The organism is Rhizobium sp. PAMB 3182 (assembly GCF_052908355.1).
This window is the reverse complement of sequence record NZ_CM128607.1, coordinates 2,605,010-2,627,782: the sequence shown is the minus strand read 5'-3', so window position 1 is coordinate 2,627,782 and position 22,773 is coordinate 2,605,010. Positions and strand designations below refer to the sequence as shown.

21 protein-coding genes are annotated in these 22,773 nt (G+C 62.6%); 9 read left to right on the top strand and 12 right to left on the bottom strand.

Annotated features, from left to right (window positions below):
• Positions 1 to 74 precede the first annotated feature (74 nt).
• Positions 75 to 1,208 carry an ornithine/lysine decarboxylase gene (gene odc2 / locus ACU5AZ_RS12730; protein ID WP_446822731.1) on the bottom strand — a complete coding sequence of 378 codons (1,134 nt, stop codon included), beginning with the start codon at positions 1,206 to 1,208 and terminating at the stop codon, positions 75 to 77.
• 524 nt (positions 1,209 to 1,732) lie between these two features.
• Between odc2 and ACU5AZ_RS12725 the strand changes: the two genes are divergently transcribed.
• The 3 genes from ACU5AZ_RS12725 to ACU5AZ_RS12715 all read left to right on the top strand — a co-directional run bounded on the left by ACU5AZ_RS12725 (position 1,733) and on the right by ACU5AZ_RS12715 (position 4,370).
• Entirely contained in the window at positions 1,733 to 2,629 is an 897-nt protein-coding gene (locus ACU5AZ_RS12725; RefSeq protein ID WP_446822730.1) for a LysR family transcriptional regulator, read from the top strand.
• A 71-nt stretch (positions 2,630 to 2,700) separates the two neighbouring features.
• Positions 2,701 to 3,333: a DUF1007 family protein gene (locus tag ACU5AZ_RS12720; RefSeq protein ID WP_446822729.1), complete on the top strand. Its 633-nt coding sequence runs from the start codon at positions 2,701 to 2,703 to the stop codon at positions 3,331 to 3,333.
• Positions 3,327 to 4,370 carry a nickel/cobalt transporter gene (locus ACU5AZ_RS12715; protein WP_446822728.1) on the top strand — a complete coding sequence of 348 codons (1,044 nt, stop codon included), beginning with the start codon at positions 3,327 to 3,329 and terminating at the stop codon, positions 4,368 to 4,370. The genes ACU5AZ_RS12720 and ACU5AZ_RS12715 overlap by 7 nt, the downstream gene beginning before the upstream one ends.
• An 11-nt stretch (positions 4,371 to 4,381) precedes the next feature.
• Here ACU5AZ_RS12715 and ACU5AZ_RS12710 read toward each other — a convergent pair whose 3' ends face one another.
• Together ACU5AZ_RS12710 and ACU5AZ_RS12705 are read right to left on the bottom strand one after the other, a co-directional pair.
• The gene (locus ACU5AZ_RS12710) at positions 4,382 to 4,588 is read right to left on the bottom strand and encodes a hypothetical protein (RefSeq protein ID WP_446822727.1); all 207 of its coding nucleotides are present in this window, start codon (positions 4,586 to 4,588) and stop codon (positions 4,382 to 4,384) included.
• Positions 4,585 to 5,283, bottom strand: a complete 699-nt coding sequence (locus ACU5AZ_RS12705) for a GNAT family N-acetyltransferase (protein WP_446826007.1) — start codon at positions 5,281 to 5,283, stop codon at positions 4,585 to 4,587. The genes ACU5AZ_RS12710 and ACU5AZ_RS12705 overlap by 4 nt, the downstream gene beginning before the upstream one ends.
• Before the next feature lie 170 nt (positions 5,284 to 5,453).
• On the opposite strand from ACU5AZ_RS12705, the gene ACU5AZ_RS12700 reads away from it, so the two are divergent.
• Both ACU5AZ_RS12700 and ACU5AZ_RS12695 read left to right on the top strand, forming a co-directional pair.
• On the top strand, positions 5,454 to 5,900 hold the full coding sequence (locus tag ACU5AZ_RS12700; protein WP_446822726.1) for a MarR family winged helix-turn-helix transcriptional regulator: 447 nt from the start codon (positions 5,454 to 5,456) through the stop codon (positions 5,898 to 5,900).
• Positions 5,901 to 5,903: 3 nt separating this feature from the next.
• Entirely contained in the window at positions 5,904 to 7,892 is a 1,989-nt protein-coding gene (locus ACU5AZ_RS12695) for an FUSC family protein (protein WP_446822725.1), read from the top strand.
• Here ACU5AZ_RS12695 and ACU5AZ_RS12690 read toward each other — a convergent pair.
• Both ACU5AZ_RS12690 and ACU5AZ_RS12685 read right to left on the bottom strand, forming a co-directional pair.
• Positions 7,867 to 8,568 (bottom strand): tellurite resistance TerB family protein, encoded by a 702-nt coding sequence (locus ACU5AZ_RS12690; protein ID WP_446822724.1) that lies wholly within the window; start codon positions 8,566 to 8,568, stop codon positions 7,867 to 7,869. The genes ACU5AZ_RS12695 and ACU5AZ_RS12690 overlap by 26 nt on opposite strands.
• Positions 8,569 to 8,641: 73 nt before the next feature.
• Positions 8,642 to 9,280: a 2-dehydro-3-deoxy-phosphogluconate aldolase gene (locus ACU5AZ_RS12685; RefSeq protein ID WP_446822723.1), complete on the bottom strand. Its 639-nt coding sequence runs from the start codon at positions 9,278 to 9,280 to the stop codon at positions 8,642 to 8,644.
• 162 nt (positions 9,281 to 9,442) lie between these two features.
• Between ACU5AZ_RS12685 and ACU5AZ_RS12680 the strand changes: the two genes are divergently transcribed.
• The 3 genes from ACU5AZ_RS12680 to trhO all read left to right on the top strand — a co-directional run bounded on the left by ACU5AZ_RS12680 (position 9,443) and on the right by trhO (position 11,863).
• Positions 9,443 to 9,937, top strand: coding sequence for a CYTH domain-containing protein (locus ACU5AZ_RS12680; RefSeq protein ID WP_446822722.1), 495 nt, complete (start codon positions 9,443 to 9,445; stop codon positions 9,935 to 9,937).
• Positions 9,915 to 10,856, top strand: a complete 942-nt coding sequence (locus ACU5AZ_RS12675) for a CHAD domain-containing protein (protein WP_446822721.1) — start codon at positions 9,915 to 9,917, stop codon at positions 10,854 to 10,856. The genes ACU5AZ_RS12680 and ACU5AZ_RS12675 overlap by 23 nt, the downstream gene beginning before the upstream one ends.
• 89 nt (positions 10,857 to 10,945) lie before the next feature.
• On the top strand, positions 10,946 to 11,863 hold the full coding sequence (gene trhO / locus ACU5AZ_RS12670; RefSeq protein ID WP_446822720.1) for an oxygen-dependent tRNA uridine(34) hydroxylase TrhO: 918 nt from the start codon (positions 10,946 to 10,948) through the stop codon (positions 11,861 to 11,863).
• 26 nt (positions 11,864 to 11,889) lie between these two features.
• Here trhO and ACU5AZ_RS12665 read toward each other — a convergent pair whose 3' ends face one another.
• The 3 genes from ACU5AZ_RS12665 to ACU5AZ_RS12655 all read right to left on the bottom strand — a co-directional run bounded on the left by ACU5AZ_RS12665 (position 11,890) and on the right by ACU5AZ_RS12655 (position 16,153).
• A complete protein-coding gene (locus ACU5AZ_RS12665; protein ID WP_446822719.1) occupies positions 11,890 to 14,061 on the bottom strand; it encodes a bifunctional diguanylate cyclase/phosphodiesterase in 2,172 nt (723 codons plus the stop codon).
• A 124-nt stretch (positions 14,062 to 14,185) separates the two neighbouring features.
• On the bottom strand, positions 14,186 to 14,701 hold the full coding sequence (locus ACU5AZ_RS12660) for an NADPH-dependent FMN reductase (protein WP_446822718.1): 516 nt from the start codon (positions 14,699 to 14,701) through the stop codon (positions 14,186 to 14,188).
• 72 nt (positions 14,702 to 14,773) lie between these two features.
• On the bottom strand, positions 14,774 to 16,153 hold the full coding sequence (locus ACU5AZ_RS12655) for a GH1 family beta-glucosidase (protein WP_446822717.1): 1,380 nt from the start codon (positions 16,151 to 16,153) through the stop codon (positions 14,774 to 14,776).
• A gap of 353 nt (positions 16,154 to 16,506) precedes the next feature.
• Between ACU5AZ_RS12655 and ACU5AZ_RS12650 the strand changes: the two genes are divergently transcribed.
• Positions 16,507 to 17,145, top strand: coding sequence for a CatB-related O-acetyltransferase (locus ACU5AZ_RS12650; RefSeq protein ID WP_446822716.1), 639 nt, complete (start codon positions 16,507 to 16,509; stop codon positions 17,143 to 17,145).
• A gap of 50 nt (positions 17,146 to 17,195) precedes the next feature.
• Here ACU5AZ_RS12650 and xylA read toward each other — a convergent pair whose 3' ends face one another.
• From xylA to ACU5AZ_RS12630, 4 genes are all read right to left on the bottom strand, one after another.
• A complete protein-coding gene (xylA, locus tag ACU5AZ_RS12645) occupies positions 17,196 to 18,506 on the bottom strand; it encodes a xylose isomerase (RefSeq protein ID WP_446822715.1) in 1,311 nt (436 codons plus the stop codon).
• Positions 18,507 to 18,550: 44 nt separating this feature from the next.
• The gene (gene xylB / locus ACU5AZ_RS12640; RefSeq protein ID WP_446822714.1) at positions 18,551 to 20,002 is read right to left on the bottom strand and encodes a xylulokinase; all 1,452 of its coding nucleotides are present in this window, start codon (positions 20,000 to 20,002) and stop codon (positions 18,551 to 18,553) included.
• A 26-nt stretch (positions 20,003 to 20,028) separates the two neighbouring features.
• Positions 20,029 to 21,054 carry a LacI family DNA-binding transcriptional regulator gene (locus tag ACU5AZ_RS12635; RefSeq protein ID WP_446822713.1) on the bottom strand — a complete coding sequence of 342 codons (1,026 nt, stop codon included), beginning with the start codon at positions 21,052 to 21,054 and terminating at the stop codon, positions 20,029 to 20,031.
• Between the two features lie 128 nt (positions 21,055 to 21,182).
• Positions 21,183 to 22,763: a DHA2 family efflux MFS transporter permease subunit gene (locus ACU5AZ_RS12630; protein WP_446822712.1), complete on the bottom strand. Its 1,581-nt coding sequence runs from the start codon at positions 22,761 to 22,763 to the stop codon at positions 21,183 to 21,185.
• Positions 22,764 to 22,773: the final 10 nt, after the last annotated feature.

Sequence of the window (22,773 nt, the reverse complement as noted above, 5' to 3'; positions counted from 1 at the left end):
GCGGCCTCCCCATTCCCTAGAAACTTCGAAAATTTGTGAGATTGCCGCTCCGGCGGTTCGCCGGAGCAGGCCGATCAGATCACGTAGGACTTCAAGGGCTCGAAGCCGTTGAAGGCGACCGCCGAGTAGGTGGTCGTGTAGGCGCCCGTGCCTTCGATCAGAACTTCGTCGCCGATCGAAAGCGTGAGCGGCAGCGGATACATGTTCTTCTCGTACATCACGTCGGCCGAATCGCAGGTCGGGCCGGCCAGCACGCAGGGCTCCATCTCGTCACCATCCCGCTCCGTGCGGATCGGGTAGCGGATCGCCTCGTCCATGGTTTCGGCGAGACCGCCGAACTTGCCGATGTCGAGGAAGACCCATCGGTGATTGTCGTTGTCCGACTTCTTCGAAATCAGGACGACTTCAGCCTTGATGGTGCCGGCATTGCCGACCATGCCGCGGCCGGGCTCGATGATCGTCAGCGGCAGGCGGTTGCCGAAGTGCTTGCGCAGTGCACCGTTGATGGCCAGGCCGTAGGCTTCCGCCGTCGGGATGTCCTTCAGGTACTTCGTCGGGAAGCCACCGCCCATGTTGACCATCTGCAGGTTGATGCCCTGCTTGGCGAGCGACACGAACACGCGCTTGGCATCGGCGAGCGCCGAATCCCAGGCATCGACCATGGTCATCTGCGAACCGACATGGAACGAGACGCCATAGGATTCGAGGCCCAGCTGATGGGCGTAGACGAGCACGTCGACAGCCATCTGCGGCACGCAACCGAACTTGCGCGACAGCGGCCATTCCGCACCTTCGCCGTCCGTCAGCACGCGGCAAAATACGCGTGCGCCGGGAGCCGCGCGGGAAATCTTTTCGACTTCCTCGTGGCTGTCGACGGCGAAGAGAGAAACGCCGAGCGCGTGAGCGCGGGCAATGTCGCGCTCCTTCTTGATCGTGTTACCGTACGAAACGCGCTCGGCGGTCGCGCCGGCGTCGAGCGCCATTTCGATTTCGGCAACGGATGCGCAATCGAAATTGGAGCCGAGGCTGGCGAGCAGACGAAGGATTTCGGGGGCCGGGTTGGCCTTGACGGCGTAGTAGATGGCGCTGTCCGGCATGGCCTGACGGAACGTTTCGAAGTTGCCACGCACGACGTCGAGGTCAACGACGAGGCACGGACCTTCCGGACGGCGGTTCTTGATGAAGTCGAGGATGCGTGCAGTCGTCATCGTGTTACCCTTTCGAATTCCAATGTTCCGGAGAAAACCGGAGGACAAAAGCTGTCGGGCGCTCTGCACGAAACCGGCCTTTGGAGCTGCCGGAGCCATGAATAACGCTCGATACGCGAAGGCGAACCAAAACCCGCGAAGGTTTCAATTCTGCTTTGTCTGCCTTGGATTGGTTGGGGAACCCGACCGCACTTCCGGCAATGAAGGTGTGCCTCTTCAGTAACCCCGGCTGTTGGAAAGCCGGCAGACACCAGAAAGGCCCGCACCGTCGTTGCTTCAAGATGTCCTCGCATCACCGGTTGGCCGGAGAAACGACTGGAGGGGTTAGTTCCAGGTACCTTACCGTGTCCCTCACCTTGTCGAGAGATCGGCGGACACCCACAGGCACGTGCGACTTTGGGCAAGCGAGGAGATATGGTTTCTGCCTTTAATAATCAAGAGTTTTTTGATCGATTTCTTCAAAAAAAACATTGAACGGCCTTGCCCTTTCCGTTCAATAATCCCGCACAAAGCAGGAGCTCTGAATGGACACCCTCACCCGCATCCGCGCCTTCATCGACGTCGTCGAGGCCGAAGGCTTTTCCGCTGCTGCCAGACGGACGGGCCGGTCCAAGGCGCTGTTGTCGAAATATGTGCGGGAACTCGAAGACGAGCTCGGTGCGCTTCTCCTCAATCGCACGACCCGACAGTTCTCGATGACGGAGGCCGGCCACACCTATTACCGCTCGGCGTCCGACATCCTCAAGGAAATCGACAGCCTTGCCGACCTCGTGCGCGAGAACAATGCGGACCTGAAGGGCAAGCTCCGCATCACCGCGCCGCGCACCTTCGTCGATGCCGAGGTCGGCCAATCGCTGATCGACTTCATCGTGGAGCATCCGGACCTGTCACTGGAAATTTCCTCGGAGGACCGCTTCGCCGACCTCATCGAGGAAGGGTTCGACGCCGCCATCCGAATCACCAAGATGGAGGATTCCGGCCTCATCGCCCGCAAGATCAGCGACTTCCAGGTCTTGGTCTGCGCCTCGGTCGAGTTCATCGAGAAGTACGGTCCGCTTGAGCGCCCGCAGGACCTGACCAACGTGCCGTTCCTGGTGGATACCAATGCACGCTCGCACAACAGCCTGCGGTTTAACGATCCCGCGGGCGGCGGCTTCAACGTCAATGTCAACGGCCCGCTGGAGGTCAACAGCCCGCGCGCGACGCTGCGCGGCGCGCTTGCCGGGCTTGGCGTCGCGGTCGTGCCGGACTTCGTGGCCCGCAGCCACGTCGAATCAGGCGCTCTCGTCAGCCTGTTCGAGGATTACATGGCCAAGGACAGGGGCATCTACGTCGTCTATCCGCACCGGCGCTATCTGCCGGCCAAGGTCCGGACCTTCGTCGACTTTATGTCGAACTGGTTCAAGAAGACGCAGGAATGAATGTTGAACACGCCGTATTTCGGACTCTTTCATAACCAAGGAAAGAAATACCGTTCAGGAAAGACCGACGCATGAAGAAGATTGCGCTGACAGCGTTCATATGCCTGTTGCCACTGTCGGCGTTTGCCCATCCGCATGTCTTTGCCGACGCCAAGCTTGAGGTCGTCGAAGGGCCGAACAAGACCCTCCTCGAACTCAAGCACACCTGGTATTTCGACGAGGTGTTCTCCTCCAGCGTCATGATGGACTATGACAAGAACACCGACCTCAAGCTGGAACCGGACGAACTGGCGGACATCTCCAACACGGTCGTCAATTCGCTGGCCGACTACAGCTACTACACGCTGGTGACGGTGAACGGCAAAGACGTGGTCATGGCGCATCCGCACTACATCAAGGCGGATTTCAAGGACAATCGCCTGCTGATCACCTTCGCGATCAAACCGGAAAGGCCCCTGCCGCTGAAGGGCAACATCAGCGTCGGCGCCTATGATCCGAGCCTCTACACCGCCCTCGATTTTGCCAGCGACAGCGACTTCAAGCTCGACGGCAAGGATTTGAACGCCTGCAAGCATGCGGTGATCCGTCCTGATCCCGACCAGATCATCAGCCAGAATCAGGCGAGCCTGACGGATTCCTTCTTCAGCGATCCGACGACCATCCCATCCAAGCTCGTCGCCACCCGGCTGGACGTGACATGCTGAAGCGCCGCGGCGAACTGAAGGCCGTCCTGCTCGCCCTGTCGATAGCAACGGTCCTGACCGGCGCCGCCCATGCGCAATCCTCGCTCGGTCTCGGCACTGCGGAGCCGGTCGTAAGCCTCGGCAGCGGCGGACCACTCGCGCCACTCTTCGCCTGGGTCAACGTCCAGCAGCAGGCTTTCTACCGAGCCCTGACCGGCGCACTGAAGGAAATGCGCCAGAACCCCTGGGCGCTGTGGTCGCTGGTCACCCTGTCGTTCACCTACGGCATCTTTCATGCCGCCGGCCCCGGTCACGGCAAGGCGGTCATTTCCTCCTACATGATCGCCAACGAGACGGAGCTCAAACGCGGCATCGTGATCTCCTTTCTGTCCGCCATGACGCAAGGGCTGGTGGCGATCCTGGCGATCGGCGCCGCCTTCTTCCTGCTGCGCGGCACCGGCATCTCCGTCACCAAGACCACCTGGGGTCTGGAAATCGCCTCCTATGCGCTGATCGTGCTCTTCGGGCTGAACATGCTCTGGCGCAAGCTCAGGTCGATGGGCCGCAAGCCCGCCGTGGCCGCCTCGCTTTTCGACGACCACGATCACAGCCTGTGCACGCATGACCATGCCCTCGCATTCGCCGGGGCCGGAGGCGGAAACAAGCAGCAGGCGTTCGTCTGCGACACCTGCGGCCATTCGCACGGCGCCGATCCGGCCATGCTGAAGGGGGAGCGGTTCGGCATCAGCGAGGCATGGGCGGCGATCATCGCCGTCGGCCTGCGCCCCTGCTCCGGCGCGCTTCTCGTGCTCACCTTCTCGCTGCTGAACGGCCTTTATCTCGGCGGACTTCTCTCCGTCTTCGCCATGTCGTTGGGCACGGCCATCACGGTCGCGACGTTGGCGACCCTTGCGGTAACCGCGAAGGACGTCGCCGTCCGCGTCGCAGGCGGCGGCTCACGCCTGGGCATGATGCTGTCGAACGGCATCGAGATACTCGGCGCCGTCATGGTGATCGTCTTCGGGCTGATGCTACTCGGCGCATCGCTGACCGCGTAAAGCCGGACTATCTATCGCCGGCGCTGGTAGCGCGACCTGAGCCAGAAGATCAGGAAGAAGGCGAGGATGACGAGGGCGCCAAAGGCGAAGCCAAGCAAGGGCGAATAGCCGCCGAGCCAGAGGACGATCTTCGGCATCAGCAGCAGCGCCAGGCTGACACCAACCAGGATCGCCGCCGCCGCGATCATCGCGCTGCGGGAATTGTTTTCGTTGCTCACGATCGCACCTCTGCGGACATTGCGTTGCGGATGTCGGCAAGTTTTCGCCGCTCCTGACCTGCCGTATCGAAATTTTCCGGATCGAGCCAGACTTCGAAGGCGGCTTTCAACAGGGGCCACTCCTTGTCGATCATCGAGAACCAGGCGGTGTCGCGGTTGGCGCCCTTGGAGATGACGTGCTGGCGAAACAGCCCCTCGAAGGTGAAGCCGTAGCGCACCGCCGATTTCTTGCTGGGTTCGTTGGCATTGTGGCATTTCCACTCGTAGCGGCGATAACCGAGATCCTCGAACACGTGTCGGGCCATCAGATAATGCGCTTCCGTCGCCATTGGCGTGCGCGCCATCGCCGGACCATGGGCGACCGAGCCCACCTCGACGACACCATTGGCCGGATCGGCGCGCATATAGTTGGCCATGCCAACGACCTCACCAGTCTTCCGGTTGACGAAGACCTCGGTCACCCAGCCGCCGGTCTTCTGGCCGGCATCGAGCCAGTCGGCAAAGCCATCGGCGGTTTCGAAGATCGGACACGGAAAATAGGCCAGAAGGTCGTTGATCTTCTCCGCACCGCCGAATGCGCGCCACAGGGCCTCCGCATGCTTGTCCCGGACGTAAGGCACCAGGGCGACGGTCCGGCCTTCGATGGCGACCGGTTGCGGTGCAGGGCGGGGTTTCCAGTTGGCGAGGTCGTTCATGGTCATCCGGAGCGGCTGATTGCGGAAGGCGCGATAGGATCACATAGCCGCTCCGCCTTCAATGGCAGGCGTCGCCGCGGCACGCCGATTTTCGATGACGTCGCCGCATCGCTTCTTGACAAATATATTGCATCAACATTATTTGTATTCAAACAATATGGATTACATCAATGTCTCCTGACGAACAACGGCGTGGCCTTGGAATTCTCATGGCCGGCCTGCAGCGCCGTTGGCGCCGCCTCCTCGACCATGTTCTCGCCGAAGCCGGCTTCAACGACGCCACATGGCCGCCCCTGCTACACCTCGCCATCACCGGCGACGGCATCAACCAGACCGAGCTCGCCGCGCGTGTCGGTCTCGACGGTTCCAGCCTCGTCCGGCTGCTCGACATCATGGAATCCCGGAGCCTGATCGAGCGCAGGCCCGGCGCGGACGACCGGCGCACGAAGCTGATCTTCCTCACGCCGGAAGGGCACAGCGCAGCGGAGGACGTCCGCACAATCATCGCCAGGGCGGAGACCGAAATCCTCGGCGATATAAGCGATGACGAAGTGGCACTGATGACCGACGCCGTCTTCCGGATCGACGATCGCATCCAGAATTTCAACGGGCGCTGAGAGATGACCACAAAGACAACGGCTATCGGCATGCTGAAACGTCTCGGCTTCGACGAACAGATCCTCCCCTATGCCATGCGGACCGCGCTCGCCGCCTGTATCGCACTGTTCTGCGCCTGGCTGCTCCGTCTGGAGCACCCGCAATGGGCCGCCATGACCGTCTGGGCGGCATCGCAGCCCGTGCGCGGCCATCTCCTCGAAAAGGGACTGTTCCGCGTCATCGGAACGCTGATCGGCGTGGTCTTCGGCATCGCCCTGATGTGGACCGCGGATGGCGACCCTTTCATCCTGACGCTAGGCCTGACCGTCTGGATCGCCCTCTGCGCCGCCGTCGGAAACCTGCTGCGTTCGTTCGCCGCCTATGGTGCGATGCTCGCCGGCTATTCCGCCGCGATGGTCGCCCTGCTCGAAGCAACGCATCCGGACAAGATTGTTGAACTTGGCGTGGATCGCTTCCTGACGATTACCGTCGGCGTCGGCGTCGCGCTGCTGGTCGGCTGGTTCTTTGCCAGAAGGCAGGAGACCGACCCGATCCTCCGCCAGACCCTGAAACTGACGTCAACACTGCTGCGCCGGGTCGCCGCTGACCTTGCCGGCAACGACAAACCGCACGATCGCGACGAAGAGCAGGCCGTCCTGCTGGCGGAGATGGCCGCAGTCGAGGACATGCTCGACGGCCACGGCGCGGGTTCATTGCGAAGGCGCCGCGCCTCCCGCGACATCCGCATTCTCCTGATCCGCCACATGGCCCTGATGGCCGGTCTGCGCGACGTCTCCCTGCCGACCGACGGACCGCTCTCCGAGACGCTCCACAGTCTTTCAGACGCGCTTGCGGATCATTCCCACGCAGCGGAAGCCACGAAACATCTACGCCATGCGCTGGACCTTTCGGCGAACCGCCCCCAAATTCACGACATGCTGCGGGCACTGGATATCCTGCTGCGCGACGGCACGGACCATGCCACCGCCTCCTTCCGCGGTCATGAAAGTCTCGCTCTCCACCGCGACTGGCTCGGCGCCCTGCAGGCGATGATCCGCGCCGGCGTCACCATATTTTTGATCGGCATGGTCTGGACCGTAACCGGCATTTCCGTCGGCCCCTTCATGATGCTCGGCGCCTCGATCATGGTGACGATCTTCTCCGCCTTCGACGCGCCGCATGTCATGTTGAGATCCGTCGTGTTCGGCCAGGCTTTCGGCGCGTTGGGCGCCATCGCCTGCCGCTGGCTCGTCTGGCCACTTGCCTCCTCCGAGGTCGGGCTCCTCCTCCTCCTCGTGCCCTTCATCCTCGTCGGCGGCCTGATGACCGCCAACCGCAAGACGGCCCGCTTCAGCTTCGACTACAACATGGTCCTTCTTCTGCTGTTGCAGCCCGCACTGCCGCTCGCCGGCACGGTGAGCCACAGCTTCCTGATGATGGGCGCGGTCGTGGCCGGCCCGGCGCTCGGACTTGCCGCCTTCACGCTGATCTACCCCATCAGCCTGCAACGGCGTTTCGACACGCTGATCGCGATGATGGTGCATGATCTGGAAGCGATGAGCGCGCCAGATGGCCATCGCCACGACATCGAAGTCTGGCGGATGCGTTTCTATCATCGCGTGCTGCGGCTGGTCCGGCTTGCCGGACGCATCGGCGAGGCGGACATTACCGCGGCACGCACGGGCATGACGATATTTGCGGTCGGCAAGGCGGTGCGCCAGATCCACGAAGCGGTTGATGCCCGAACAGCGAATGCAGAAATGGGCGACCGGCTGCGCCTGACCTTGCGCGATCTGCAATCCCTCTCGAGGGATCCGCAGCGCTGCGCCCGTTCACTCGAGCGCTTGGCCTCATATCTGCGCGCGGAAGCCGGCACGGAGACAAGCCTTCTTGCCCGCGCATCGGCCTTGATCGACGAAAATGCCGCTCACCTCCGACGCGCCGAAAAGGCCGGCCTGCGCGGCCTGTTTCCCGCTATGCTGGCTTTCAGGCCGAGCGTGACGCGGCCATGACTGTCGCCTCGATGTGCTCGACCAGCGGATCGGGAAGGCCCAGCCGTCCGGCCAGCAGGTCGAGATAGCCGCGCTCGGTGCGGGTGTCCGGATCGATCGTCAGGCGCGAAACCGTATAGACCTCGACGCGCTGCTCTTCCGTCTTGGCGCCGGCCACCAGTTCCGCGATGCCGAGCGGCGCGGCCAGTTCCCGCTCCAGGAACTGCCCGGCCTCGTCGTCAATCGCGGAAAGCCGGATCTTGTCCATGATGTTGGCGCGTTCGCTGGCGTCAATATGGCCATCGGCATTCGCCGCGGCGATCATCGCCCGCACGAGATGCAGGGCGAAGTCATTGTCGGTCTGCTGCAGGGAAAAGCCGGAGTCAGTCGGCGGTGGCAGCATGGCCGGCTCGGCCGGAACATTGCCGCTCTCGGCCGGCGCCTTGCCCGCCTGGTAATTCTTGTAGGCCTGGTATCCGAGGCCGGCGACGACGGCCAGCCCCCCAAGCTTCAGGGCGCTGCCGGTCAGCGAACGTCCCGTCTTGGTGCCGAGCAGGATACCGGCGATCGCGCTGGTCGCCAGCGGATTGTCCTTCGCCGTCTGCCAGGCGCCGCTTGCCTTGTCCTTGACCGTTCCCGTGGCTCCGGGAACCTGCGAACCGAGGAACTGGTCCAGCAATTTCTTGGCGTCGAACATCTTTGCAATCTCCGTTCCGTTGAGCTTGAGGCTGACATAGGAACGGAGATTGGCAATTGCAAACGCTGGAGCGTCAGCCCGCGAGTGCGGCCGCTTCCGCAGCCAGCTTGGTGATGCCGTCCCAGTCGCCGGCGGCAACCAGTTCCTTCGGAGCCACCCAGGAGCCGCCGACGCAGATCACATTCGGCAGCGACAGGTAGTCCCTGGCGTTCTTCAGCGAAATGCCGCCGGTCGGGCAGAACATCGTGCCGGCGAGCGGCGAGGAGAGCGACTTCAGATAAGCCGCGCCACCGGCCTGCTCGGCCGGGAAGAACTTGAGGATTTCGTAGCCTTCCTCGCGAAGCGCCATCACTTCGCTTGCGGTCGCGGCACCCGGCAGCAGAGGCACGTTTGACTTGCGGGCCGCATCGAGCAGCTCCTGCGTCGTGCCCGGGCTTACGATGAACTCGGCGCCGGCATCAACGGCTGCCTTGTAGTGGTCGGCATTGAGGATCGTGCCCGCGCCGGCAACGGCGCCCTCGACCCGGTCGGCCACAAGACGGACGGCTTCCAGCGCGGCCGGCGTCCGCATGGTGATTTCGATCGCCTTCAGCCCGCCGGCGACCAGCGCGCGCGCCAGAGGCACAGCCGATTCCGCGTCCTCGACAATGAGGACCGGGACCACGGGTTGAAGTTTCAGGACTGATTTCAGCTTTTCCGTTTTCTCACCCATGATCAGGAATCCTTATGCTTTAAACCGATTGAATTTGCATCTGATACAGGCGTGCGCGCGCCCTGTCGAGATAATTGCTGGCGCGGACGGAACTGATGCTTCCTTAGCGCCCAAGCTTGGTCTAGGGTAACCGCATTGTGCAGCGCAAGGCAAACCGGAGCGATGGCAAAGGAAATCGAGCGCAAGTTTCTCGTTCTCAACGACGACTGGCGGAAAACGGCCGAGAAGGGCAAGAGTTTTCGCCAGGGCTACATCGCCACTTCCGATGGCCGATCGCTGAGGGTGCGGTTGATCGACGGCAAGAAGGCGCGACTGACGATCAAGATCGGCGCGGGGACGATAACCCGCGACGAATTCGAATATGACATACCCTACAAGGATGGCCGCGAGCTGATGGCGAATGCCATCGGCAATGTGCTGGAAAAGACGCGCTACGAAGTGCGGCACAAGGGCTTCACCTGGGAAATCGACGTGTTTTCGGGTGCCTATGACGGCCTCGTCGTCGCTGAAGTCGAACTCGACAGCGAGAAGCAGATCCCCTCCTTTCCGTCCTGGCTGGGACGCGAGGTGACCGGCGACCACCGCTATTCCAACCAGTCGCTGGCTTTGGGCGGAAGTCTCGAGGAATTGCCCGATGAGCTATCAAATACGGCCTGACAAGTCCTTCAGCAATGAAGTCGCCCTGGTCGCCCGGCAGCAGATCGCCAAGGCGATCGCGCTCCTCTCCGGGCCTCCCGAAAGCCTTGATACAGGCATCCATCAGGCGAGGCGCTGCTTCAAGCGTATCCGCTCCCTTTACCGTCTGGTCGCCTCGGATGCGCGCAAGTTTCAAAAGCGGGAAAACGCCCGGTTCAGGGAGATCGCCGCAAGCCTGTCGCCCTACCGAGACTCGGCGGCAATCATCGGCGCCTGCACCGCCCTGCACCAGTCGGCGCTCTCGGGAGACGAAGCCGCGGCACTTGAACGCATCCGGCAAGCGCTGGTCGAACAGCACGACGGCAGGAAAGACGATGGCAGCGAACTGGCGGATCGCATTGCAGCGGCCAAGTCCGCCTGCGCCGAAGCCCTCGACGCTGTCGGCGACATGACCTTAGACGACGGGCGCAAAAAGACCGCCCGCCGCCTCGCCGCCGGCTGGGAAAAGACGCTGACCGGGATCGCCGCAGCGCTGGATGACTGCCGCAACAGTTCGGACCCTTCGCACTATCACGCGCTGCGCAAACGGGTGCAGGATTACTGGCGCCAGAGCGCGCTGCTTGGCGGTCTCTGGCCTTCAGCCCTGTCGATGAAGCGGACAGAAGCCAAGCGGCTGGCCGACGCGCTCGGCGATGCCAACGATCTTGCCGTCCTCTCGGCGCTTGCCGATGGCGGCAAGCTGCCCGCAGAAGGCGACGACCTGATCCACCTCAAGGTGGCGATCAACCGCAGCCTGTTCGCCATGCAGCGGGATTGCGTGGCGCTGGCGACATCGCTGTTTCCCGAACCGCCTGCTGTTGAAAGCCGCGTCATCGGCCTCCTGTGGTATGCCGCAACGGCGCGAGGGCAGGACGTTCCGTTCTGGCCGGACGAGGGTTGACGGCAGGCGCTCGGTAGAATTGGCGATTGCAACGCGGGCCCGCAGGCAGTATTTCCCGCGCAAAGACCAACGAAGGCAGACTGACCACCATGACCGGCGAAGACACGTTCCTTGTAGCTGCGCTCTATCATTTCGCTCCGTTCGAACGCTTCGAGACGCTGCGCGAACCGCTTCTCGATGTCTGCCAGGAAAATGGCGTTAAGGGCACGCTCCTTCTCGCCCGCGAAGGCATCAACGGCACCATCGCCGGACCGAAAGCGGGGATTGCCAATGTTCTCGCCTTCATCCGCTCGCAGCCGGAATTCGCCAATCTCGAGCACAAGGAAAGCCACGCGGCGAAGATGCCTTTCCTGCGCATGAAAGTACGGCTGAAGAAGGAAATCGTCACGATGGGCGTCGAGGATATCGACCCCCTGAAGATTGTCGGCACCTATGTGGCGCCCAAGGACTGGAACGAACTGATTTCCGACCCGGACACGATCGTCATCGACACCCGCAACGATTACGAGACGGCGATCGGCATATTCAAGGGCGCCGTCGATCCCAAGACCAGGACCTTCCGTGAGTTTCCCGACTGGGTGAAGAACAATCCCGGCCTGCACAACAAGCCGAAGATCGCCATGTACTGCACCGGTGGCATCCGCTGCGAGAAGGCGACCGCCTTCATGAAGGAACAGGGCTTCGACGAAGTCTATCACCTCAAGGGCGGCATCCTCAAATATCTCGAGGAAGTGCCGCCGGAGGAAAGCCTGTGGGAAGGCGCATGCTTCGTCTTTGACGACCGCGTGTCGGTGACCCACGGCCTGGAGATCGGCGAGCATGCACTCTGCCATGCCTGCCGTCACCCGCTGACACCCGAGGACTTGGCATCCGAGCACTACGAGGCGGGCGTCTCCTGCCCGCACTGCTTTGAGGAACGCACCGAAGAGGATCGCCAGCGCTATCGCCAGCGGCAGCGCCAGATCCAGCTTGCCAAGAAGCGTGGCGAACGCCACCTCGGCTCGTGACGGACATTTGAAACTGTCCTGACGGGTCAGGCCTCGGCGGAAAGCTCGAGGCGCGACCCGCCGGGGGCGTCCAGTGCCTCCTGGATTTCGGACGCCGAAACCGGCCGGCCGAAATAATAGCCCTGAAACTCGTCACAGCCGAACAGCCGCAGCATCACGGCCTGGTCTTCCCGTTCGATGCCTTCAGCCGTCACCGGGATATCGAGCGATCTTGCGAGCGCCACGGTCGCCTGCAGCATCTCCTTGGCACGATGGCCATCGTCAAGCGCGGTGATCAGCGTGCGGTCGATCTTCAAACGGTCGAAGCCGAACTGCCGCAGATAGCCGATTGAGGAGAAGCCGGCGCCGAAATCGTCGAGCACGATCTTCACGCCGAGCGCCTTAAGGCGGGCGATCGTTTCGCGGGCGCGAGCCGTGTTGTGGACGAGATAGCCTTCCGTCATTTCCAGCGACACAAGACCGGCATCCATGCCGGATTCCGTCAGCATGCCGGCGACCGTATGGACGAAGCCGGGATCGCGGAACTGCACCGGCGAGATATTGATGGAAATCCTCTTGTCCGGCCATTTCGCAGCCTGCGTGAAAGCCTGCCGCATGATCTGGCGTCCGAGCGCATGGATGAGGCCGCTCGTTTCCGCAACACTGATAAACACGTCCGGGCGAACCGGGCCGTATCCCTTGCGGTTCCAACGGGCCAGCGCCTCGAAGCCGACGACCTCGCTGTCGCGCGCCCTGACGAGAGGCTGGTAGGCGACCGTCAGTTCATCTGCCTCGATCGCCTTCTGAAGGTCGCGTTCGAGCTCCTTCTGCAGCTGGCGCTCTTCCTCCATCGTTGCGTCATACGCGATCGTCCGTCCCTTGCCGCTTTCCTTGGCACGATACATGGCGAGATCGGCAAACCGGACCAGTTCGTCGCGTGCCGTGGCGCCCGCTCTTGAGATCGCGTAGCCGATGCTGCAGCCGACGACGGCAACATGGTCGTCGATGAGCAGCGGCTCGGCGAAGAACCGCTGGATGAGATCGCCGAGATCGGCCGCCGCCTGCGCCGCATCGTCGGCGCAGAGCGCGATTGCGAACTCATCGCCGCCGACACGTCCGATCACGGCATCGGCTGGCGACAGCTGGCGCAGGCCGACGGCCACTCCGCGGATCAGCTTGTCTCCCGTGCCATGCCCGTAACTGTCATTGACGCCCTTGAAACCGTCGAGATCCAGATACATCAACAGGACATCCGACTTCGTCACGGAAGCCTCTTCGATCAGGTCATCGAGCTTTCCGAACAGCCCGCTGCGGTTCCACAGCCCGCTCAGACGGTCCTGAAGTGACATCAGCCATGCACGCCGCTCGGCGCTCTTCAGCTTGCGGATGGCAATCCACCCGACGGAAAACAGGAGGGCGAAGAACACACCGACGATGCTCATCGCCGCAACGACGCGCGGCCAGATTTGGCTGTAGCTCATGTCTCCCGGCCGGCGCGACGTCCAGACCAGCTTGCCGAGGACGTCCCCGTCCGCATTGGTTATTGCCACGAGATTGGCGGCCTCCGTATCCCGATCGACAAGTGTCATCCCTTGCACGACATAGGTTTCGGAAAGCTTCTCGATCTTCTCCTGTGTGAGGTGGCGCGCAAAGATGAGATACTTGTAATCGGCCGGGGGCACCTCGATCGAGTTGTCTTTCATGCGCACCAGGGCAACGCCGACCGCAGCAATGCCGATCTCGGTCCTCACGAAGCCGGAGGCTTCCGGAACCTCGCCGGACGCCGGGTTCTGCGCCTTGTCGATCAAGGTCTGCAGGGAAGGATCGAAATAGGAGTTCACCGGCATGCTGACCGGCAATCCGTCCTTGTAGGACAGGACCGAGTTGCCCTTCCGGTCGATCACCATGGCGACGTCGAAGAGATCGCTGTCCTTCGACATGTCCCCGTAATTGGAAATGACCCAGAACATGTTCGGGCGAGTGTAGATGTTGATCGCCGCATCGTCCCAGGCTGCATAATCGTTCAGGGTCAGCCCCAACTGCTGGCGGAACGTGTCGAGTGCGCCCTTGGTGGTCTCGCGCGAGCGTGCGTCGTCCAGCGCGTTGGCATGCGTCGCCATGTCCTTGAACGAGGTGACCACCAGAAGCACGACGACCGCCGCCATGACCGCGAATGACGCCAGGGTCCCGACCACAAGGCCGCGGGCGCTCACGCTCATGACAGATCTAAACAGTAACTTCACTGGCTGCATCCCGATAATCCGACGAGCAGATTAGCGGCAACTACAGAATGATTGGTTAATATGCAGTGCTAACACGTTGTTATAGCTTCGACTAATCGCCTCAATTGGCGCTCTTCCTGCACAGGTCGGCGAAGACACCAAGCTTCGCCTTCATGAGCGCCGCGTTGTCCCAGAGGATCGCGTCGCGGAGCGCCTCCGCCTTGCCGAGAAGCGGCACCTGCAGGAAGGCGTCCTCGACGATCGCAAGCGACATTGTCCGCAACACCTCGCTCAGTGCCTCCAGCACGAACTGTCCGCGGTGTGATGCATGGGCGAGCATCACGGGCTTGAAAGGGATCTCATCGCGGCTGACCAGCCAGTCGAGCGCGTTCTTCAGACCACCGGGAATGCCGTGGGCATATTCCGGGCAGGCGATAATCAGCCCGTCCGCGGCATTCACGTTCCGGGCCAGCGCGATGACCGGCGCCGGCGTCTTCTCTCCCTCAAGGTCCGGATTGAAGATCGGCAAGGTACCGACCAGGTCACAGAGCTCAATCTCCACATCGGCCGGCGCATGGACCGCCAGTGCTTTCAGGAGCGCTGTGTTGGAAGAAGCAGCCCGCAGACTGCCGGACATTGCCAGGAACCTGATCATGACCGCGACAGGCCATGAGTCGGCGGTTCCTGGCAACCCTCGATACGGACCGGATCAGGCGGCCATGTCATCCGCTTTCAACGGCGCCGTCACCAGCGCCTTGAACCATTCGCCGCTCTTCTTCACGGTACGGACCTGCGTCTCGTAGTCGACATGGACGATGCCGAAGCGCATGCGATAGCCTTCCGCCCATTCGAAATTGTCCATCAGCGACCAGGCGAAATATCCACGGATCGGATAGCCGCCCTTGATCAGCTCCGCCGTCGCCTTCAGGTGCGCAGCGAGATAATCGATGCGCGGCTGATCGTCGATCACGCCATCGGCATCCGGACCCATGTTGTAGCAGGCGCCGTTTTCGGTGATGTACATCTCCGGCAGGTCGTAGCGCCGGTAGAGTTCCTCGACGCCACGCTTCAGCGCCGGGGCGTAGACTTCCCAGCCGATGTCGGTGACCGTCTTGCTGATGAAGGGGGCCGACTTGACCGCCGGGAATTTCGCGCCGTCGCTGCTATCGTCGGCAACGCGCATCGGCGTATAGTAATTCATGCCCCACCAGTCGAGCTTCTGGCTGATGATCGCCATGTCGCCGTCTTCGATCTCCGGCATGCGATCGCCGAACGCCGTCATGAAGGCTTCCGGATAGGAACCCTTGAAGACCGGCTCGAAGAAGACACCGTTGTGGAACTGGAAGGCCCGCTCCTCGGCCGCCTTGTCGGCCTCGCTGTCGGAGCCGGCAATCGTCACCATCGGATTGAAGACGAGACCCGCCGGTACATTCGGCGCCTCCGCCCGGATCGCCTCGATGCCAAGCCCGTGCGCCAGCATGGTGTAGTGCAGGGCATGAAGGGCGGCGTCCATGTTCTTCTCGCCCGGCGCGTGAACGCCCATCAGATGGCTGAGCCAGACGGAGCACCAGGGTTCGTTGAAGGTTGCCACCGCGTCGAGACGGTCGCCGAGACGGGCCATCACGGTGCGGGCATAGCGCTGGAAGGCATAAGCGGTCGACCGCGCCGTCCAGCCACCGTCACCCATCAGGGCCAGCGGCAGGTCCCAGTGGTAGAGCGTGGCAAACGTCTTGATGCCGCGTGCCTTGCAGCCATCAACGAGGCGGTCGTAGAAATCGAGCCCCTCCTCGTTCACCCTGCCCGTCCCTTCCGGAACGATGCGCGGCCAGGCGATGGAGAAGCGATACGCCTCGACACCCAGGCTCTGGATCAGGTCGAGATCCTCCTCGAGACGATTGTAGTGATCGCAGGCGACATCGCCGTCGTGACGCCCGAACACGCGGCCGGGCATCTTGGAGAATGCGTCCCAGATGGATGGCTTGCGGCCGTCGGCTTTCGCCGCGCCTTCGATCTGGAATGCGGCGGTGGCAACGCCGAATGTGAAATCACCAGGGAAAGCCCGGCGAAGATCCTGGGGGGTGATGGTCATGATGTGGTTCCTTCGATGTCGCGCCCGTTGGGAGACCGGGCACACATAAATGATGATGCTCTAAAACACTCGTGCGGCGCTTGTACAGCCTTCGAACATGCGCTCTTCGTCGCAGAAGGCCTCGAAATTCGCCGCTCCGGCACGGATTCCGGACCGCCGTCACTCACGGCGAAAGGATCTACGCTCTGGTCAACATGCGATATCTCACGTAATCTTCACGCCATCAACGGGAGTGCAGGGACATGAACAAGTAAGACCGGCCTTCAACTGAAGGCATCGATACCATCCGCTGGAACCGCGACGAAATTTTGGCGCGGATTCTTTGCCAAACGGCTATTGAAAGGTCTTTCATCATGCCTCTTCTCGACAAGTCTCTACGCTTTCCCATCACCACGCCGGACGGCACCAACCTCAAGACCAGCGTCTATCTGAAGAATGCCATCGATCACCCGCGCATCGAGGCCGGTGACTACTCCTACGCGTCCTTCTTCGAGGCTCCGGACAACGTCGCCGAGGCGATCGCGCCCTATCTCTTCGCCTTCAGCCGGGAGAAGCTGGTGATCGGTAAATTCGCCCAGATCGCCAATGGCGTAAAGTTCATCACCTCGTCTGCCAATCATCCGATGGGCGGGCTGACGACCTATCCCTTCCGCATCTTCGACCCGTCGACGATGGCCGACTACCTCGACCTGCCGTTCAGCGACACTGTCATCGGACACGACGTCTGGCTCGGCTATGGCGCGATCGTCATGCCCGGCGTAACGATCGGCTCCGGCGCCATCGTCGCCGCAGGCTCCGTCGTCACCCGTGACGTTCCGCCCTATGCGATCGTCGGCGGCAATCCCGCGACAATCATCCGCCGGCGCTTCGATGAGCGAACCATCGCGGACCTGCTGGAGATCGCCTGGTGGGATTGGCCGATCGACCGGATCGAAGCCAACCTGCCGGCGCTCGAAGGCGGCGACATCGCCACTCTGAAAGCGGCAGCCTGAACCACGGGAGCCGGCGGTGATCCGCCGGCTCCCGCTTCCCTGCAATCGCCTCAGACGTAGCGGTTGACGATGTTTTCCAGATGCTCCTGGCGTCCGGACTTCGGCTGCGGATTGATGTTTTCCGCCTCGACCATCGCCGTAATGTCTTCCAGCGACATGCCGCCCGACAGCATCTTCTTGGCGCGCTCGCTTTCCCAGCCGGCGTAACGTTCGGCGAGCGGCTTCGACAGCGCGCCGTCCTCGACCATCTTCGCCGCCGCCTTCAGGCCGCGGGCGCAGGCATCCATGCCGCCGATATGGCCGTAGAGCAGGTCTTCCGGATCGATCGACTGGCGGCGCAGCTTGGCGTCGAAGTTGGTGCCACCGCTGGTAAAGCCGCCGGCCAGCAGAACCTGGTAATAGGCGAGCGCCATTTCCGGCACGTTGTTCGGGAACTGGTCGGTATCCCAGCCGGACTGGTAGTCGTTGCGGTTCATGTCGATCGAACCGAAGATGCCGAGCGCATTGGCAAGCGCCAGCTCGTGCTCGAACGTGTGGCCGGCGAGGATCGCGTGGCCCTGTTCGATGTTCATCTTCACTTCGTTTTCGAGGCCGTGCTTCTTCAGGAAGCCGTAGACGGTCGCGACGTCGTAGTCGTACTGGTGCTTGGTCGGCTCCTGCGGCTTCGGCTCGACGAGGATCGTGCCCTTGAAGCCGATCTTGTGCTTGTACTCGACGACCATGTGCAGCATGCGCGCCATCTGGTCGAGCTCGCGCTTCAGGTCCGTGTTGAGCAAGGTCTCATAACCCTCGCGGCCGCCCCACAGCACGTAGTTTTCGCCGCCGAGCTTCATCGTCGCGTCCATGCAGGTCTTGATGGTCGCGGCCGAGTAGGCGAAGACGTCCGGATCCGGATTGGTCGATGCGCCGGACATGAATCGACGGTTGGAGAAGAGGTTCGCCGTACCCCACAGAAGCTTGACGCCGGTCGCGGCCTGCTTTTCGGCGAAGTAGTCGACGATCTCGTTGAGGTTCTTCGTGTTCTCGGCAAACGTCGCGCCTTCCGGACGCACATCGGCATCGTGGAAGCAGTAATAGGGTGCCCCGAGCAGATCGAAGAGTTCGAAGGCGACATCGGCCTTCAGCTTCGCCTTCGCCATGCCGTCGCCATACCAGGGACGGTCGAAGGTGCGCCCGCCGAACGGGTCGCCGCCTTCCCAGGCGAGCGTATGCCAGTAGGCGACGGCAAACCGCAGATGGTCTTCCATCCGCTTGCCGAGGACGACCTCGTCGGGATTGTAGTGCCGGAAGGCGAGCGGATTGGTGCTCTCCGGCCCTTCATATTTGACCTTGGCGATATTGCCGAAAAATCCGGTGCTCATGATGTTTCCTCCGTAAATGGTCTCGTGGTGTGATGGATGTTGGTTCAGGACAGCGCCCGGATCGCCGGATAGAGCGAACGGTAGCGCTGGTAGGCTTCCTCGTATGCGCCGGCGAGAGTGCCATCCGGTTCGATGGACGCTGCCGTTGCGGGCGCTGTGCAGACCGCCACCGGATCGGCGCCGGTCGCCGCGATCAGACCGAGCCGGGCCGCACCGAATGCCGCGCCGAAATCCCCGTCAGCGGGAATATCGACCGGCACGCCGAGCGCGGTCGCGATCGACTTCAGCCAGTAATGCGAGCGCGAACCGCCGCCGATCGCCGTAACCCGGGAGATTTGCGTGCCGGCGGATTTCAGCGCCTCGAGATTGTCGCGTATGGCGAAGGTGACGCCTTCGAGCACGGCCTGGGTCAGCGCCGCGCGTCCCGATTCGTGGCCGAGACCGGTGAACACGCCACGGATGACCGCGTCGTTGTGCGGTGTGCGTTCGCCGGAGAGATACGGCAGGAAGGTGACACCGGTCGGCGCCTTCAGGCCCTCTCCGAGTTCCGCCGTCAGCTCGGCGGCGGACCGGCCGGCAATGCCGGAATACCAGTTGAGCGCGTCGGTCGCCGACAGGATCACGCCCATCTGGTGCCAGGTATTCGGCAGCGCGTGGCAGAAGGCATGAACCGCGCTTTCGGGTTTCGGCAGGTAGGAAGCGTTGGCCGCAAACAGCACGCCCGACGTTCCGAGCGAGACGAAGGCTGCACCTTCACTGACCGTTCCCATGCCGCAGGCAGACGCCGCGTTGTCGCCGGCACCACCGGCAACCACGACCGAACCCGCCATGCCCCACTCTGCCGCAAGTTCGCTGCGCAGCGTGCCGCCGACCTCCGTTCCCTCGACGAGCTTCGGCATCTGCCGTTCATCGAGATCAGTCGCGGCAAGCAGGTCCTTCGACCACTGGCGCTTGCCCGTATCGAGCCAGGATGTCCCGGCCGAATCCGACATTTCGGAAATGCGGTCGCCGGTCAGCCACAGGCGCAGATAATCCTTCGGCAGGAGGACGCAGTCGACCTTGGCGAAGATCTCGGGCTCGTTGTCCTTGATCCAGGCAAGCTTCGGCGCGGTGAAGCCCGGAAAGACGATGTTGCCGGTGATGCGCCGGAACATCGGATCGGCGTCCAGCTTTGCCGCCTGCTTGTAGGAGCGCGTGTCGTTCCACAGGATGCAGGGATAGAGTACCTCGCCGTCCTTGCCGATCAGCGTCGCGCCATGCATCTGGCCGGAAAGGCCGATCCCCTTCACGGCGGCGAGCTCCGCCGCATGCGTCTTCTTCAGACCGGCGACGGCGTCGCGCGTGGCGCGGATCCATTCCGCCGGGTCCTGTTCCGACCAGCCGGGATTGCGGCGGGCGACATCCAGCGAGCCGGTCGCCGATGCGATGACGTTCTGCGACGCATCGATCAGCATCGCTTTCACACCGGATGTTCCAAGATCGAGTCCCAGATACATGCTTTCCTCCCTTGTCTCCCGCCGTCTCACGGCAGGTTGTCTTTCAAGAATATGTCGATGCCGATCTTTTCCTGCGCGTCGATCACCGGCTGGCCATCGGCCTTGGCCTTCAGGATCCGGACTGCGCTGCGCACCTCGTGGCCGGGATCCTGGGCGATGATGACGTCGATCGTGCCGTCCTCGAGCGCCGCGCGCGATGCCGGCGTCAGTTCGTGGGCGACGACCTTCACCTTGCCGGCGAGCCCACACTCCTTCAGCGCCCTGACAAGACCGCGATTACCGGCGCCGAGACTGTAGATCGCGGCAACGTCTGGCCGCGCATCGATGAGCGCGCCGATCTGCCGGTAGACGATATTGCCATTGTCCCGCCCCTCGACCGGAGCCAGAACCTCAAGCTCCGGAAAGTCGCGCGCCATGGCATCGCGGAAGCCCTCGACGCGCTCGCGATGGTCCTTGACCAGCATGGAGCCCGCAATGACGGCGACCGGTGCGCCGGGCGAAGACACGAAGCGGCCGATCAGGCGCGCGGCGCAGCGGCCGGCGGCGCTGTTGTCGATCCCGCAGTAATGCGCCCGCGACGAAGCCGTGAGGTCCGACACCAGTGTGACAAAGGGAATGCCCTTCCCGATCAGCCGCTCCACCGCCGCCGTCACCTCGGGCGCGTCGACCGCGACCGCCGCCACCCCGTCGACGCCCCCGTCGCCGATCGCGTCGAGCGCCTTGGCCAGTGCCTCCGCGTCGAAGGCGGGCACCTTGACCAGGCTCACCCGGGTCCGCTCGTGCGGCCCGCGCGACTTGGCCTCGACGATCGCCTGCTCCAGCGCTGCCATGAACGAGTTGTCGCCGTCCGGAAGAATGAAGACCAGCGAGTAGATGCGGCTCTTGGCGAGGTTTGCGGCGGCGACGTCGCGGACATAGCCCAGAAGTCCGATGGCGTTTTCCACCCGCTCGCGCGTCGCAAGCTTCACGCCCGGCCGGTTGTTGAGCACCCGGTCGACCGTGGCAAGGCTGACGCCCGCTGTCGCGGCAATGTCGTGAACGGTCGGACGCACAGGAACTCCTCTCCTCGGAAGGGAGGACTATCGCTTTTTTTGATGTACGTAAATCAGAATTTTCGAACCGTCGTGCGACATAGGTTCAAGACTCTGAAAGATCTTGATTATTCCAGTTCAGGGCCGGATCAGTGTCCGGCCCCCGCAGGAGCGGCAGCCTTGGGCTTGCGCAGGATCATCGCCAGGAAGATCAGGGAGAAGAAGAGCATGGAGAGGCCTATGAAGACATCCATGAAGGACAGCAACCATGCCTGTTGCCGGACGATGCCGGAGAGCTTCTCGAGCGCGATATTGGCACCGTCGAGACCATAGCTGCTGTAATTGGCGCCGACGCTGCTCAGCCAGTTCTGTGCTGCCTGGTTGCCGGCGTTGATACGCTCGGACAGGTAGGCGTAGTGGACGTCCGTGCGTTGGGTCAGCGTGGTGTTGATCAGCGCCAGCCCGACCGCGCCTCCGAGATTTCGCGTCAGGTTGAAGAGGCCCGACGCATTGGCGATGCGCTGCGGCGGCAGCGTGCCGAGCGCAATGTTGTTGATCGGCACCATGCACAGCATCATCGACAAACCGCGCAGGATCTGCGGGATGAAGAGCTCCCAGAAATCCCAGTCTGGCGTGATGTAGGTGATCCAGTAGGTGGAGGCCCCGAATCCGGCAAATCCGATCATCATCATCACGCGCGGATCGAGCTTGCTCGAAAGCATGCCGGACAGCGGCGCGCCGACGAACATCGCCAGACCCGAAACGAACATGGTCTCGCCGATCATAAGCGAATCGTATCCGCGGATACGGCCGAGATAGAGCGGATAGAGATAGGTCATGCCGTAAATGCCGACGCCCATGATGAACGAGAACAGCGAGCCGACGGCAAAATTCATGTTGTTGAACGCCTTCAGGTCGACGACGGGAAAGTCGACCTTGAATGCCCGGTAGAAGAACACCGCGGCGCCGACGAAAAGCGCCACCGTTCCCATGACGATATGCTCGTCCTGGAACCAGCCCTTGGTATTGCCCTCTTCGAGAACATATTCCAGGGAGCCGAGGAAGACGGCCATCGAGGCCAGCCCCAGCCAGTCGAACCGTTTCAGCAGGCTGTGGTTCGGCTTGTCGAAGTCGATCAGCAGCCAGGCGGCAGCCGTCACCGCAAGCCCGGGAATGACGTTGACCAGGAACAGCCAGTGCCAGGAGAAGACATGGCTGAGATAGCCGCCGATGGTCGGGCCGATGGTCGGCGCCATGGTGGCGACCAAGCCGATGATCGGCGAGACGATATTGCGCTTGGACGGCGGGAAGATCGTGAAGGCGGCCGCGAACACCGACGGGATCATGCCGCCGCCGATGAAGCCCTGGATGGCGCGGTAGACGATCATCTGGTCGATGTTCGTCGCGGTGGCGCAGAGGATGCTGGCAGCCGTGAAGCCGGCCGCCGAAAACGTGAAGAGAACGCGCGTCGACAGAATGCGCGCCAGCGTGCCGGAAAGCGGGATCATCACCACTTCGGCGATCAGGTATGACGTCTGGACCCAGGCGATCTCGTCGGATCCGGCGCCAAGGCCCGCTTGGATTTCCGACAGCGATGCCGAGACGATCTGGATGTCCAGGATCGACATGAACATGCCGAAAACCATCGCGACGAACGCGATGGCCCGCCGCGGGTCAATGACTTCGGAGGGCGCGGACATAGCCGCGGCCGGGTTCGCTGTGGTCGCCATCTTCCGTCAC